Raw genomic sequence first — 14467 nt, 5'->3', positions numbered from 1 at the left:
GAATCGAGCCATGACGGAACTGGCGCGTGCGGCCGCATCGGAACCCGGCGACGACTCGGACGGTGGTCAGCCGGTGCTGGATCGGCTGGTGAATCTCCTCGACCTCGAGAAGATCGAGGAGAACATCTTCCGCGGGGTCAGTCCGCCGAACTCGCCGACACGCGTCTTCGGCGGTCAGGTCGCCGGCCAGGCGCTCGTCGCCGCGGGCCGCACGGTGCCGCCGGATCGTCACGTGCATTCGCTGCACGCCTACTTCATCCGGGGCGGTGACCCGACCGTGCCGATCGTGTACCAGGTCGACCGTGTCCGGGACGGCCGGTCGTTCACGACGCGGCGGGTCACGGCGGTGCAGCACGGCAAGGCGATCTTCGCGCTGTCGGCGTCGTTCCAGCTGGCCGAGGACGGCGTGGAGCACGCGGGCGAGATGCCGGACGTGCCCGATCCGGAGACGTTGCCGACCTTGGCCGACCGGCTCGCGCCGTACGCCGACACGCTCGCCACGCGTGCGGTGCCGCGGCCGCTGGACATGCGCTACGTCAACGAGCCGCCGTGGGTGACCCGCGAGACCGGCGGCTGGGAGAGCCGGAACCGGGTGTGGATGAAGGCCGACGGCCGACTCCCGGACGATCCGCTGCTGCACGTGTGCGTGCTGACCTACGCCTCGGATCTGACGTTGCTGGACTCCGTGCTCGCCGAACACGGCGTGTACTGGGAGTTCGACCGGGTGCTCGGGGCCAGCCTCGACCACGCGCTGTGGTTCCACCGGCCGTTCCGGGCCGACGAGTGGTTCCTCTACGACAGCACCTCGCCCACCGCCTCCGGCGCGCGCGGGCTGGCGACGGGCCGTTTCTTCGCCCACGACGGCAGCCACATCGCGACCGTCGTCCAGGAGGGCCTGGTCCGCGTCCTCTAGAACGCCTTTCCCGCACCGCACCGCACCGCGTGGCGCCTTGCCCGCGCCTTGCCCGCGCCTGGCCCGTGTCGCGCTGCGGCGTCCGCGGCGCAGGCTCGGGTGTCTGCGCGCCCGGCGGCCGCGGCCGATGTTCGCGCGGTGGGACGGCCGCACGCCGTTCCCGGCGCCATTCGCAGAAATGCAATTTGCAGTTCTGCGAATCCCGTGATCCTTCGTCGCCGATGTGATTCCCCGGCCCCTACTTTTTCGCGCGCTCGGTGGTTAGATGGGGCGCGGCGACGAGGTGGAGGTGAGTGATGACGCGTGGTCAGGGACCGACCGTGCGCCGCCGCAGGCTGGCCGGGGAATTGCGCCGACTGCGGGAGGCCGCGGACCTGACGATCGATGACGTGGCCGAGCGGCTGGAATGCTCGGCGTCGAAGGTGAGCCGGGTCGAGACCGGCAACGTCGGCGTGACGCCGCGGGACGCGCGGGACATGCTGGGCGTGTACGGCGTCACGGGGGAGGAGGCCGACGCGCTCGTCCAGCTGGCGCGGGAGGCGCGGAAACGGGGCTGGTGGCATGCCTACAACGAGGTCTTCACCGGCACGTTCGTCGGCCTCGAGGCTGACGCCTCGTCGCTGCGGGCGTACCAGGCGCTGCTCGTTCCCGGCCTGCTGCAGACACGCCGGTACGCCCGTGCGGTCATCAGGGCGATGCGGCCCGACGCCACCGAGAACGAGATCGACCGCCGGGTCGAGGCGCGGATGGAACGGCAGGCGTTGCTGCAGGACGCGCACCCGCCCGAGTACTGGGCCGTGATGGACGAGGCCGTGCTGCATCGCGCCGTCGGCGGTGTGGAGGTGATGGCGGAACAGCTGTGGCGCATGCTCGACGTCGCGGCGCTGCCGCACGCGACGATTCAGGTCGTCCCGTTCGGCGGCGGTGCCCACCCGGGAATGGAGGGCCCGTTTCTCATTCTCGGATTTCCGGAACAGGCGGATCAGGACGTGGTGTACGTCGACAGTACGAATGGTGGACTGTATCTCGAGGACGCCGCCGAGGTTCATCGCTACGCGCTCATGTTCGACCATTTGCGCGCCGCGGCCGCCAAGCCCGATGATTCGCTCGACATGATCGAGGCCGCCGCGCGGCGGTTCGAGAAGCACGACAACTGAAACGGATCGACAAGGAGAACACATGGCCAACGCCCCGTCCCACCGTTCCGTGCCGGGTGGTTCCAACCGGGTCCGCCCCGGCGAGCTCGCGTGGCGCAAGAGCAGCTACAGCGGTGGCGGCAACGACTGCGTCGAGGTGGCGTTCCTGCCGGGCGGCACGGCCGTACGGGATTCGAAGAACCCCGGCGGCGGCATGCTGCGCATGACGGCGTCCGAGTGGGACGTGCTGTTGACGGCCGCGCGCAGCGGCGCACTCGACCGTCCCTGACCCCTTACCCGCCTCCTCGCCCGCTGTGGTCCGGGTGAGGAGGCGGGTAAGGGGCCTGCGGCGTGTGCGTTGCGACGTGGTCGCCCCATGCCCGCGGTCCAAGCTCGGAGTGAGCCGCCGCGCCGAGGCCGGGGCCGCCGCGCACGGCCGAGGACCGCTGCGGGACCGCGGGTGAGGGTCAGCGGCGGGGGAGCCGTCGCAGTGCCGCGATGCCGGCCGACATGGCCTTCGCCCAGAGGCGGGGCGGCATGCCACGGAACGGGCGCAGCCGCAGTCCGCGCTGCACGGCGACCGCCTGGGCCTCGGTGTACTTGAGCAGCCCCTCGGCGCTGTTGCGCCTGCCGACGCCGGACTCCTTCATCCCGCCCATCGGCACGCCGACCGTGCCGAAGGTGGCGGCGTAGCCCTCGTTGACGTTCACGGTGCCCGCCTTGATCCGACGGGCGACCTCCTCGCCGCGGCGGGCGTCGCGGGTCCACACACTCGCGTTGAGGCCGAACTCGGTGTCGTTGGCGCGCGCTACCGCCTCGTCGACGTCCGAGTAGCGGTACACGGCCACGACCGGGCCGAACGTCTCCTCCCGGAACAGCTTCGCCCGTTCCGTCACGCCGGTGAGCACGGTCGGCTCGTAGAACAGTGGGCCCAGGTCCGGCCTCGGCCTGCCGCCTGCGACGACGGTCGCACCGGCCGCACGTGCGTCGTCCACGTGGGCCGACACCGCGGCCAGCTGGTCCTGCGAGGTCAACGAGCCCATGCCGGCGTGGTAGTCGAGCCCCGATCCGAGCGTGAGCGCCCCGGTGCGTTCGGCCAGTGCCCGGACGAACTCGTCGTGGATGCTCTCGTGCACGTAGATCCGCTCGACCGACACGCACAACTGGCCGGCCGACGAGAAACAGGCCGTGACGGCTCCGGCGGCCGCCTGCTGCACGTCGGCGTCCGGCAGCACGACCATCGGGTTCTTGCCGCCGAGCTCGAGCGAATAGCCGGTGAGCCGCTCCGCGATCTGCCCGGCCAGCCGCTTGCCCGTCGGCGTGGAGCCGGTGAAGCACACGTAGTCGGACTCCTCGACGATCGCGTCGCCGATGGCCGAGCCGCGGCCCAGCACGACCTGCCACGCGTCGGCGGGCAGTCCCGCCTGCTCGGCGAGTTCGTGCAGCCACAGCGCCGACAACGCCGTCTGGTTGTCCGGCTTCTGCACGACCGCGTTGCCCGCGGCGAGGGCGGGCAGCACGTCCATGGCCGTCAGCGCGAGCGGATAGTTCCACGGTGAGACGACACCGACGACGCCCTTGGGGTGCCGAACCTCGGAGGCCTTCGTCAACACCGGGAGGGCACCCGCGGCCCGGCGTTCGGCCAGCAGCCGCGCGCTGTGCTTGCCGTAGTAGGAGGCCACCAGTGCGGTCGCGCTCACCTCGTCGAAGGCGTCGATCCGCGCCTTGCCCGCCTCGACCTGCACCAGGTCGAGGACCTCGTCCTGCTGGGCGAGCACGAGGTCGGCCAGACGCAGCAGCACGCGCTGGCGCTCGCGTGCGGGCCATTCCGCCCACGACAGCTGCACCTCGCGTGCCCGCGTGAACACGCGGCGCACCTCGGCGTCGGCCGCCTGCGGCAGCGCGGTGATCGGCAGTCCGGTGAACGGCGCGGGCATCGTCACCGGAGCCGCGTCCAGGCCGGTGGCGACGCGGCGGGTGAGCTGCTCGGCGCGCCTTGTCGCGGGCGCGCCGGGAACGCCGCCGACGGGGTCGGCGGGGCCGGCCGTGGAGCCGGGCTGGCTGGGCGCGGGCGGCACGGTGCTGGTCACGGGAGCCTCCGGGGAGCCAAAACTGTTACTCGTGAGTAATACCTTACCGATGGTCGCAACCCCCGCATCCCTCCGGCCGGAATCGTCGGCAGGCTCACTCTCCGCGGGTGCCTGCGTTGGCCGGAACGCCGCCGGTCGCCCGTAACGTCGCCGGCCGCCGAGCGCCGCGTGGCCGCAGGGTCCTCACTCGCCGCACTGTCGTCCCTCGCCGAAGTACAGCGTCGCGATGCGTTTCCACTCGGCGAGGAGCTGTTCGCGGCGACGCGGATCGCCGCCGAGTTCGGCGTCCAGGGCCAGACCCCGGGTCAGGTTCACCGTCAGCCAGAACAACGTCTGCATACGTTCTTCGGACAGGTCGCCGGACAGGCCGGTCAGCAGCTCCAGGGTCGACCGGCCGAGTGCGCGGTCGACCGGGCGGATCGCGCGGCGCAGCTCCGCGTCCGTGCGAGCGGCGATCCAGAGCTCCATCGCGGCGGTGGCGAGCGTGCCGGAGTAGGAGTTCCACAGCAGGTCGATCGCCGCGGCGATGCGGTCGGGCCCGTCGGGCAGTTCCCGTGCCTCGGGTGCGCGTCGGCGTTGCAGCCGGGTCGTCAGGTGCTCCACCGCGGAGGCCATGAGCTCCGACTTCGACGAGAAATGGTGCTGGAACGCCCCTTTCGACACGCCGGCGCGGGCGCAGATCTCCTGCATCGACGTGCGCGGGTAACCCAGCTCCACCAGGCACTCGACGGTCGCGTCGAGCAGCGCCGTGCGCGTCTGCGCCCGGCGCTCGGCCTGGGTGCGGTGCGTGCGTCCGGACGCGGGCGGCGTGGGCGGTGTCGGCGGCGTCGTGGTCATGAGCGCATCACCTGCACCCCTTTACCTGTTGGGACGACGGTTGTACATTCCGATCGGAACTTACATTCCGGGCGGAATGTTTTCCACCCCCATGTGTCAGGTGATCGAGGAGGCCCACCGTGCCGCTGCAACTGCCCAGGAGTTCGTGGCTGACCGAGGAGCTCGACGACTTTCGCGAGATGGCGCGGTCGTTCTGCCAGAAGGAACTCACGCCGCACCAGGACCGGTGGATCGAGAACAAGCAGATCGACCGCGAGGTCTGGACCAAGGCGGGCGAGGTCGGTCTGCTGTGTCTGTCCGTTCCGGAGGAGTACGGCGGCGGTGGCGGCACGTTCGCGCACGAGGCCGTGCTGTACGAGGAGCAGGCCCGCAGCGGCGACAGCGCGTGGGGCGTGTCGGTGCACAACGGGATCGTGGCCCACTACCTGCTCGCGTACGCGAGCGAGGAGAGGAAGCGGGAGTGGCTGCCCAAGCTCGCGAGCGGCGAGTGGATCGGCGCGATCGCCATGACCGAACCGGGCACCGGATCGGACCTGCAGGGCATCAAGACCCGCGCGGTACGCGACGGCGACGAGTACGTCATCAACGGCGCCAAGACGTTCATCACCAACGGTGCCATGGCCGACTTCGTCGTCGTGGCGTGCAAGACCGACCCCGACCCGGATGCGGGCGCCAAGGGGATGTCGCTGATCGCCGTCCCGACGTCGACCCCCGGCTTCCGCCGCGGCCGTGTACTCGACAAGATCGGCATGAAGGGTCAGGACACGGCGGAGCTGTTCTTCGACGACGTCCGGGTGCCCGCGGCCAACCTGTTGGGAGACCAGGAGGGGCTGGGCTTCTTCCAGCTGATGCAGCAGCTGCCGCAGGAGCGGCTGCTGATCGCCGTCACCTCGGTCGCGGGCATGGCGGCGGCGGTGGACCAGACCATTGCCTACACCCACGAGCGCGAGGCGTTCGGCAGGCCGCTGTCGAAGTTCCAGAACACCAAGTTCACGCTCGCCGAGGCCGCCACCGAGGTGGCCGTCTCCCGCGCGTTCCTCGACCAGTGCATCGAGCGGCACTTGAAGGGCGAACTCGACGTCCAGGGCGCGGCGATGGCCAAGCTGTGGACCACCGAGCGGGCCAACCGTGTCATCGACGACTGCGTGCAGTTGTTCGGCGGCTACGGCTACATGATGGAGTACCCCGTCGCGCGGGCCTGGGCGGACATGCGGATCTCGCGGATCTTCGGTGGTACCAGCGAGATCATGAAGGACATCATCTCCCGGACCCTGTGATCCTGAGCGGGTGGAAAGGTGGCAACCATGAACGCCGGACCTCTCGGCGGTCTCACGGTGATCGAACTGGCGGGCCTGGCGCCGGCCCCGTTCGCGGGCACGGTGCTCGCCGACCTCGGTGCCGACGTCGTGCGCGTCGATCGGGCACGGCCGGGAGCGGACGTGCTGGGCATTCCGAACGACCCGCTCACGCGCAGCAGGCGGACCATCGGCGTCGACACCAAGACGCCCGAGGGCGTCGAGGTGGTGCTGTCACTGGCGGAACGGGCCGACGTCCTCATCGAGGGTTTCCGTCCCGGCGTCGCCGAGCGCATGGGCCTGGGCCCGGAGCAGGTACACGCGCGGAATCCGCGGCTGGTGTACGGGCGCGTCACCGGCTGGGGTCAGGACGGCCCGCTCGCGCCGGTGGCCGGGCACGACATCAACTACATCGGACTCTCCGGGGCCCTGGCGACGATCGGCAGGGCGGGGGAGAAGCCGGTGGTGCCGGTGAACTACCTCGGCGATTTCGGCGGCGGCGGGCAGTACCTGGCGATGGGCGTGCTCGCGGCGCTCTACGAACGCATGTCCTCCGGCAAGGGGCAGGTCGTCGACGCGTCGATGGTGGACGGGTCCGCGCTGCTGACCACGCAGCTCCACGGCATGAAGGCCGCCGGAGCCTGGGGCGGGGAGCGTGGTGAGAACCTCCTCGACGGGGGCGCGCCGTTCTACGACACCTACGCATGCGCCGACGGGCGGTACGTGGCCGTCGGCGCGATCGAGATGCGGTTCTGGGCCGCACTGGTGGAGGTCCTCGAACTGGACGCCGAGGCACTGCCCGTGCATCTGGACCAGTCCCGGTGGCCCGAGCTCCGCGAGATCCTCACCGAGGCGATCGGGAAATACTCGCGCGACGAGCTGGTCGCCAAGGCCGAGGGCACGGACGCGTGCCTGACACCGGTGCTCACGCCGGAGGAGGCCGCCGAGCATCCCCACAACGTCGCTCGCGGGACGTTCACCGACGTCGGAGGGACCGTGCAGCCCGCGCCGGGGCCGAAGTTCGACCGCACGCCCGCGCCCGAGCCGCAGGCTCCGCATCCGCAGGGCGCCGACACCGCCGAGGTGCTCGCCGCGTGCGGATACGACGGTGCGGCCATCGCCGCATTGCGGGACAGCGGGGCCATCGCCTGACGGTGCGGCACTCGCCTGACGGCGGGTCGCCGCCTGAGACGGGCCTGCCAGGAGGCGGGGTCGCGGGACGGTCGGCGATGGGGAGCGTGGAGGAACAGCCCGGGACGCGCGGCGTGTCGTTCTGGCGACTCCCCGTCTCACCCTTCTAGGGTGCACCCGGACGTGTCGCCCAGGGATACGTTCCGTGATCGGATTCCGCCGTTCGTGTGGGACTCGGTCGGGCGGCCCATGGCCCGGTGACGATGCTGTTGAATGACCCGCGTGAGCAGGCGGGATCATCGGCGTTCATCGGGCCGTCACCGCGTACGGTCTCCGGCGCGGCGGAACCGGTACAGGACCGGACCGGCCGCCGATGTGAAGAATTGAGTGGAGCGATGTCACCGGGACTCAAGAAATTCCTCATCTTCGGCGTCGTCGCTCTCGTCCTGTTTCTGTTGATCAGCAAGCCCACCGAGTCGGCCGAAGCCGTGCAGACGGCTCTGAGCTGGCTCGGAGACGGTGCCCAGGCGCTCGTGACCTTCGTGGAGCGGCTCTTTTCCTGACGGTTACACCGCAGTATCGACCATATGGACAGCGCGTCGTCCGGTGCCGGAAACCCGGTACCGGCGAAACGTCGTGTCCGTGGAAAGAATGCGATTACACAGCGTGTATTCGTGGTGTTTTCCGGTTGCGGACTGGACCATCCGGGTGGATTCCGGAGCCTAAAGCGCAGGTCAACGGATCCGTCGTCGAGAGGGTCTGGCGTGGAGCCGAGTTGCTCTCCTACGGTGCTCACATTGCGTGATCGGGCTGATGCGACATCGCCCGGCGGCAGTGTCCGACAGCGAACAGCGTTGCCCTGACGACAACGTTGCTCTCGACAGTCTTTCCGCAAGCGACTCCGATGTGCGTTGCAGAAGGAGGCAGGGATGCACGATCCCGGCGTTGACGCGGTCATCCAGCAGTGGACCTCTGAGCGTGAGCAGAGCGCCGAGGAGGCCGAGGCGCACCGCATCGCCACGTCCTGGCTCGCAGAGGCCCCGCAGACTCCACAGGCCTCCCCGCAGCCGCCCGGGATCCCGGGGCAGCGGGGAGCGGCGGGCGCCGGCGCGTGGGCCGCGCTCGACAGCGCCGACACCACCTACCTGGATGCCATGCGGCAGCGGCTCCCGGACGCCCCCGACGAGTTGCTCGTCGCCGCCGCGGGGTGGTGGCAGATGATCGGTAACGTGCGCGAGGCCGAGGCCTGGTGGGATGCGGGCATCAGTCCGCTGGACCAGCGTGCGCTCGACTACCGTGCCGCCGGGTTGACTCCCGACGACCTCGCCAAGTGGCTCGGACCGCTCACGGTCCTCGAGCACCTTCGCAGGGGCAGCGCCCCCGCCTGGTGCGTGGCACGCCTGACGCGGCAGCGCCGCGACGCCGCGAGCTGAGGTCCGCCGGGCGTTCCGCGTCACCGGCCTTCCGGCCCGGCGCGGACCACCGGCACGGCCCGGTGCGGCGTGCCGCTCCGTCACCGGACGGGCGTAACGTTACGGTGCCTCCGTTCGTTAGCCCCACGGGTGGATCGGTGCACGGAAAGGCCAGGCGTTGCGCACAGCGGGAACCGGGGACGATGGGCAGAGCCGTGGTGGCACGGATTCGGCACCGAGAGCCGTGGCGGGGCTCCTGACGACGTTCCGGCCCGTGGCGGCCAGGCTGGCAATCGTCGTTCTCGTACTCGCCGTCGGTGCGGGCGGCATCTGGCTCGTGGCGGGCGCCGCCACTCCGCAGGCGAGCCCCACGACGACGGACGTGCCCGCGCGGGACATCGAACCGGCACACGTGACGCCCGGTTCCGAAGCCCCCGGCGAGGACCCGTCGGCGGCACCCGACCCGGGCGGCGACACCCCGCCCGATCCGGGCGCGAGCACCGGCGGCGGTGCGCAGCGGCCCCCGGGCTCGCTCGACGCCTGGGCCGAGCGCACCGCGACGGCCACCGGCGTGCCCGCCCGTGCGCTGCGGGCCTACGGCCACGCCGAACTCGCGATGCGGGAACACCGGCCGGAATGCCGTGTCTCCTGGGCGACCCTGGCCGGTATCGGCCGGGTCGAATCCGACCACGGCCGATACGGCGGCGTGACCCTCCAACAGGACGGCAGACCCTCGTCCCCGATCATCGGCGTACCGCTGAACGGCTCACCCGGCGTGCGCAGCATCACCGACACCGACGGCGGGCGTCTCGACGGCGACCCCCGGCACGACCGCGCCGTCGGCCCGATGCAGTTCATTCCCAGTACCTGGATGCGCTACGCCAGCGACGGCAACGGCGACGGACAGGCCGACCCGCAACAGATCGACGACGCCGCCGTCACCGCGGCGCGGTACCTCTGTGCGGGCGGACGCGACATGGCCGGCGCCGACGGCTGGTGGGCCGGGATCATGTCCTACAACAACTCGGTGGAGTACGCGCAGAAGGTGTTCGGCCTCGCCGACGGTTACGCCGCACAGGCCGCGGGCGCCCGGGACTGACGCGCCCTGTGGGTACGGAGCCGAGGCTGCGCACGTCAGGGTGTGTGACCACGGCCTCGGCCGCCCGGGTGCTAGCGTCGAAGACGTGAATCCCCGCTCCATCACCGGTCGCGCCGTGGGCATCGCGGTGCTCTGTGTCGCGGCCATGGTGGTGTGCTTCGGCCTGGCCTGGTGGCAGTGGGATCGGTTCTCGTCCGCGGGCGGGACGTTCCAGAATCTCGGGTACGTCCTGCAATGGCCGCTGTTCGGGCTGTTCCCGGCGTTCATGGTGTGGCGGTGGCGGGTACTCAGCCGCCGCCGGGCCGAGGAGGCCGCCGGTGAATCCGGTGCCGAGTCCGGAGGGACGGCCGCGGCCGAGACCGGCGGGCAGGCCGCGGCACCGGGCACGAGGGCGCGCGAGTCCGCACGATCGCGTTCGCCCCGACCGATCAGGCCCGCCGGCGGTGCACCCGAGGACGCCGCCGATTCCGAAGACCCCGCCGATGCCGAGCTGGCCGCGTACAACCGGTATCTGGCCGAGCTCAACGCACGTGATCAAGAGGTGAAGTGACGACATGGTGACGACCGACCACGACGCCGACGGCGGGAACACCGCGGCCACGACCGCGGCGGGTGACCGGGCTCCGGCATCGTTGCGCGGCCCGCTGGCCCGATTCCGCGTCGCCGCCTTCGCCACCGGTATCGGCCTGCTGGGACTGGTGGTGGTGATGGTGATCCGCTACGGCTTCGACAACGCGGCGCCGTCGGCGGTGTACTCGCCCATCCACGGCGTCATCTACATGATCTACCTGGTGCTGGCGGTCGACCTTGCGCTCAAGGCCCGCTGGTCGGTGAAGGGCACCGTCGGCGTGCTGCTCGCCGGGTGCGTACCGCTGCTGTCGTTCTGGGTCGAGCGCAAGGTCCACCAGCGCGTCACGGCCGGGAAGAAGCTCTGACCGACGCCCGCACCGCGTGCGGAGGCACGGTGCCCGCCCGCAGCGCCTCGGTGTCGATCGACTCGGGCCGGTAGCCCTCGCCGCCCGCGAGCCGCTGCTGCATCGTCGTCACCGGATCGTCCAGGTGGTCGAGCCTGCCCGACAGGAACGCCCACTCGTGCTCGTCGGAGCCGTAGTAGACGGCGGTGCCGAACACCTCGGTGAACCGCCGCCACGCGGTGACGAGCGTGCGGTTGCGCCACATCGTGGGGCAACCGCCCTGGCAGGTCACCACGCCGCCGGGTGCGAGCAGGCTGCTGCACCGGCGCAGGAAGTCGGCCTCGTAGAGGCGGTTGTGCTGTGCCTCGGTGTCCTCGCTCTCGTCGGGCAGATCGATCAGCACGACGTCGTAGCGGGTGCCGTCGGCCTCGGCGGTGTCGAGGAAGTCGAAGCCGTCGCGAAAGTGCATCCGCACCGGACCCTCGTGGGCCTCGGCCGCGGCCAGTTCGTCGGGCGTGTAGCCGTACGGCAGGTGCTGCGCGCACAGCCGCACGGTCTCGGCGTCGATGTCGACGTGGTCGACCCGGGTCGCGCCGTGGGCCACGGCCATCGCGCTCGCGACGCCCTCGCTCGAACCGATGATCAACACCGAACGCACCCTGTCGGCCAGCAGCAGCGGCGGCACGGTGAGTGCCTCGTGGTAGACAAGCTGGGTGGCGTCGGCGCTCTGCCGTTCGTCGTCGCAGAACAGGGTGAGGCCGTGAGCGGTGCGGCCGATCAGGACGTGCTGGAAGGCGGTCGTCGCGTCGACCACCACGTCGTCGACCCGCCAGGTGCGGGTCATGCCGTCGGCGAGCGGTTCGGCGATCTCGATGGCGGAATCGGTGCTGACGGGGGACACGCGTCACCCTCCTGTCATGGTCGTCTGCCGGGCGGGGTCGCCGCGCCGGACGGTGGACATGGTCACCGGCCTGCTGCCCAGGGCGTCGCCGAGCAGCCGGACGGCATGAGCGGGGTCGGCGCGGTCACCGCACGTGAACACGTCCACGAACGCGGCCCCGACCTCCGGATAGGTGTGCACTGAGGCGTGCGACTCGGCGAGCATCGCCAGCACGGTCACGCCCTGCGGCTCGAACCGGTGGGCGATGACGTCGCAGACGGTCGCCCCGGCCTCGGTGAGCGTGTGCGCCAGCGCGGCGCGCAGGAACGTCTCGTCGTCGAGCAACCGTGGATCGACACCGTCGAGCTCGGCGAGCACGTGCGTTCCCGAGAACACACCGACGTAGCTGCGGTCAGTCGGCACCGGTTGGCCTCCCTTCGCGAATGCAGTAGGTACGGAGCGGTGGAATGCCGTTGAACGCCACCGACGAGTAACTCGCCGTGTACGCGCCGGCGGCAAGGATGTCGACCCGGTCCCCGGCGCGCAAGGACTCGGGTAGCCGGTACGGCGTGCGCTGATACAGGACGTCGTCGCCGTCGCACGTGGGGCCCGCCAGGATCACCGGGCCGTCCGGCCCGCCGCGGTCGTCGACGGGTTCCACGGGGTAGGCGATCGCCTCGTTCTCCGTTTCGGCGAGCCCGTTGTACCGGCCGACGTCGAGGTAGACCCAGCGGTGGTCGTCGCCGGGGCTCTTGCGGCTGACCAGCACCACCTCGGCGCGGATCAGACCGGCGTCGGCGACGACCGCGCGCCCCGGTTCGACGACCAGTTCCGGCTCGGCGGAGGGAAAGTGGGCGCGCAGGGCGGCGGTGATCCCGGTGGCGTAGTCGGCCGTCGCCGGAGCGGTCTCCCGGTAGCTCGTCGCCAGGCCGCCCCCGACGTTGAGCCTGCGCAGGTGCACTCCGCGTTCGGCGGCCGCCGTGAACACCGACGCCGCCGTCGCCACCGCGCCGTCCCACGCTCCCGGGTCGCACTGTTGCGAACCGACGTGCAGGCTGACGCCGACCGGGTCCAGACCCGCAGCGGCGGCCTCGGCGACAAGCTCGGTCGCTACCGCGGGGCTGCAGCCGAACTTGCGGCCGAACGGTGTGGCCGAGTCGGGCGGGTCGACGAGGAGGCGCACCGAGACCTGGGCCCCGGGGGCGTGCGCGGCGATGGCCTGGAGATCGCCGGCCGCCTCGCACGCGTACTCGGCGACACCGGCGGCATGGGCGTGGGCGATGTCGGCGGGTTTCTTGATCGTGTTGCCGTAGGACAGTTTCTCGCCGTCGGCACCCGCCGCCAGGCACAGGTCGATCTCGGCCGGGCTCGCGACGTCGAACCAGGCGCCCGAGTCGGCCAGTGCGCGCACGACGGCGGGGGCCGGGTTGGCTTTCACCGCGTACTGGATCCGGGCCTGTGGAAACGCGGCCGTGAGAGCCCGGTAGCGAGCGACGGCGGTGTCCACGTCGACGACCAGACATGGGGTCGGCGGGTCGTGCTCGCCCAGGAACCGGCGCAGCGCCGGGGGCGGTGTCGGGGTGCGGTCACGGTGGTTCACGAGGGGAGGTTCGCAGGTCCGGACCTCGACGCGTGCCGCGGGCCGGGCCGGTGTGCGACGTGCAACTTGAGCACCGTCCGGGTGCTGTTCACTCGCAGCGGGTGGGTACGGCGCAGCGGGGGTGGGTACAGCGCGCCGAATGGCGGCGGTCGGTGAATTTCCGCGAACGAAACCGGCGGCCGATTGGTGATTTCTGTCCGCATTACGGGGCCGGAGATGGAACGCCGCGGAATTGTGCGCTCAGTCGTATTTCAAACGCGGAACCACACTGGATCGGGTGACACATCTGAGGGTTGCCTTCCCCATTTTGGTCGCGCTCCGTAGTGCCTGGGTCGAGGTGACAGGGCCCGCCGCTGTGTGGGACGGGCCGACGGCGAGGTCCGGCGGATGGGTGAGGAAGGCCGCCTCCCCTGGGCGGGTGAGGGGGACTGGACCACCGGGTCGAGGGACAGCGAGCGGTCAGGTGCATCGACGAGGTACCACAAGATCGTGGACTCTTCGAACTCGTTGCGTAGTCGAACGTCGCAGCGAGGTGGTCTATTCGGGCGGTCACGACGAGGTGTCTGGGCCATGTGGGTGAAGCTTGACCACGATTCCCTTGCCATTTCGGTAACCGCATTCCGGTGGGGTGTTTCCCGTGGTGCGGAAGTGGTGCGCCGCCGAATCGGGTGAATGGCGATTTCCGCTGGTCATGCTGCGGCAGGCGAGATCATTTGGTGACAACCCGATTGGCTGTACGATTTCTGGCGCCCCGGTCAAGCGAATTGAGTGCCACGGCACGGATCTGCGGTTTCGGCCTGCAGATCGCAACTCGCCGGCCGGTGTCCTGGGGGAGGACGGCATGACCGGGGCGGACGGAAGCGACAGCGGCCACCCCGCCCGTCGGGCGGGTGGTGACAGCGTCGGTGGCGCCTGTCGTACCCGGGCCGCACTGGCCGGACCGCGGCGCCGCGGTGGTGGTGTCCGGCACACGTCGGACGGTGCCGGCGCCCGTCCCGGAGACGCCGGATACGGAGGAACGACCAGACATGCGGTACAGCGCGCGGTGCACGGGCCGGGCCCTTGCGGTCCCGTCCGGCCACGAGGTCCGGGCCGGAGCGCCGCGCGGTACCGGGCCGGAGATCGTCGTGGCCGAGAGTGAGCCGGAGAGGGAGTCACGT

15 protein-coding genes are annotated in these 14467 nt (G+C 70.9%); 10 read left to right on the top strand and 5 right to left on the bottom strand.

Features of this window, described 5'->3' with window-relative positions; translation table 11 throughout:
* Window positions 1-10 precede the first annotated feature (10 nt).
* The 3 genes from tesB to FHS23_RS11400 all read left to right on the top strand — a co-directional run bounded on the left by tesB (window position 11) and on the right by FHS23_RS11400 (window position 2338).
* Window positions 11-913: an acyl-CoA thioesterase II gene (gene tesB / locus FHS23_RS11410; protein WP_183652884.1), complete on the top strand. Its 903-nt coding sequence runs from the start codon at window positions 11-13 to the stop codon at window positions 911-913.
* Window positions 914-1209: 296 nt separating this feature from the next.
* A complete protein-coding gene (locus tag FHS23_RS11405; protein WP_183652881.1) occupies window positions 1210-2070 on the top strand; it encodes a helix-turn-helix domain-containing protein in 861 nt (286 codons plus the stop codon).
* A 22-nt stretch (window positions 2071-2092) separates the two neighbouring features.
* Complete coding sequence (locus tag FHS23_RS11400; protein WP_183652879.1) at window positions 2093-2338, top strand: DUF397 domain-containing protein; 246 nt, start codon at window positions 2093-2095, stop codon at window positions 2336-2338.
* A gap of 178 nt (window positions 2339-2516) precedes the next feature.
* Here the strand turns inward: FHS23_RS11400 and FHS23_RS11395 are convergent, their stop codons facing one another.
* Both FHS23_RS11395 and FHS23_RS11390 read right to left on the bottom strand, forming a co-directional pair.
* Window positions 2517-4139, bottom strand: coding sequence for a succinic semialdehyde dehydrogenase (locus FHS23_RS11395; protein ID WP_183652876.1), 1623 nt, complete (start codon window positions 4137-4139; stop codon window positions 2517-2519).
* Between the two features lie 183 nt (window positions 4140-4322).
* Complete coding sequence (locus tag FHS23_RS11390; RefSeq protein WP_183652873.1) at window positions 4323-4976, bottom strand: TetR/AcrR family transcriptional regulator; 654 nt, start codon at window positions 4974-4976, stop codon at window positions 4323-4325.
* Window positions 4977-5095: 119 nt separating this feature from the next.
* Here FHS23_RS11390 and FHS23_RS11385 point away from each other — a divergent pair, with 119 nt between their 5' ends.
* From FHS23_RS11385 to FHS23_RS11355, 7 genes are all read left to right on the top strand, one after another.
* A complete protein-coding gene (locus FHS23_RS11385; RefSeq protein ID WP_183652870.1) occupies window positions 5096-6253 on the top strand; it encodes an acyl-CoA dehydrogenase family protein in 1158 nt (385 codons plus the stop codon).
* A gap of 27 nt (window positions 6254-6280) precedes the next feature.
* Window positions 6281-7423: a CaiB/BaiF CoA transferase family protein gene (locus FHS23_RS11380; RefSeq protein WP_183652867.1), complete on the top strand. Its 1143-nt coding sequence runs from the start codon at window positions 6281-6283 to the stop codon at window positions 7421-7423.
* 236 nt (window positions 7424-7659) lie between these two features.
* Window positions 7660-7965, top strand: coding sequence for a hypothetical protein (locus FHS23_RS11375; protein ID WP_183653967.1), 306 nt, complete (start codon window positions 7660-7662; stop codon window positions 7963-7965).
* A gap of 366 nt (window positions 7966-8331) precedes the next feature.
* Window positions 8332-8835 carry a helix-turn-helix transcriptional regulator gene (locus FHS23_RS11370; RefSeq protein ID WP_183652864.1) on the top strand — a complete coding sequence of 168 codons (504 nt, stop codon included), beginning with the start codon at window positions 8332-8334 and terminating at the stop codon, window positions 8833-8835.
* Between the two features lie 157 nt (window positions 8836-8992).
* On the top strand, window positions 8993-9913 hold the full coding sequence (locus FHS23_RS11365) for a lytic transglycosylase domain-containing protein (protein WP_183652861.1): 921 nt from the start codon (window positions 8993-8995) through the stop codon (window positions 9911-9913).
* Window positions 9914-9998: 85 nt separating this feature from the next.
* Window positions 9999-10463 (top strand): transcriptional regulator, encoded by a 465-nt coding sequence (locus FHS23_RS11360; RefSeq protein ID WP_183652858.1) that lies wholly within the window; start codon window positions 9999-10001, stop codon window positions 10461-10463.
* A gap of 4 nt (window positions 10464-10467) precedes the next feature.
* Entirely contained in the window at window positions 10468-10848 is a 381-nt protein-coding gene (locus tag FHS23_RS11355; protein WP_183652855.1) for a DUF3817 domain-containing protein, read from the top strand.
* On the opposite strand, the gene FHS23_RS11350 is transcribed toward FHS23_RS11355, so the two are convergent.
* Genes FHS23_RS11350 through FHS23_RS11340 form a run of 3 tightly spaced genes read right to left on the bottom strand, consistent with a single transcriptional unit; the run spans window position 10826 to window position 13307 of the window.
* A complete protein-coding gene (locus FHS23_RS11350; protein ID WP_183653858.1) occupies window positions 10826-11671 on the bottom strand; it encodes a spermidine synthase in 846 nt (281 codons plus the stop codon). The two genes, FHS23_RS11355 and FHS23_RS11350, sit on opposite strands and share 23 nt — an antisense overlap.
* Window positions 11672-11731: 60 nt before the next feature.
* Window positions 11732-12130 (bottom strand): adenosylmethionine decarboxylase, encoded by a 399-nt coding sequence (speD, locus tag FHS23_RS11345; protein ID WP_183652852.1) that lies wholly within the window; start codon window positions 12128-12130, stop codon window positions 11732-11734.
* A complete protein-coding gene (locus FHS23_RS11340; RefSeq protein ID WP_343053833.1) occupies window positions 12120-13307 on the bottom strand; it encodes a type III PLP-dependent enzyme in 1188 nt (395 codons plus the stop codon). Before FHS23_RS11340 ends, speD begins: the two co-directional genes overlap by 11 nt.
* Between the last annotated feature and the right edge of the window lie 1160 nt (window positions 13308-14467).

The organism is Prauserella isguenensis, assembly GCF_014191605.1.
Taxonomy (GTDB): domain Bacteria; phylum Actinomycetota; class Actinomycetes; order Mycobacteriales; family Pseudonocardiaceae; genus Prauserella; species Prauserella isguenensis.
Note: the sequence above shows the minus strand (reverse complement) of the source record. Positions and strands in the feature narration are given on the sequence as shown.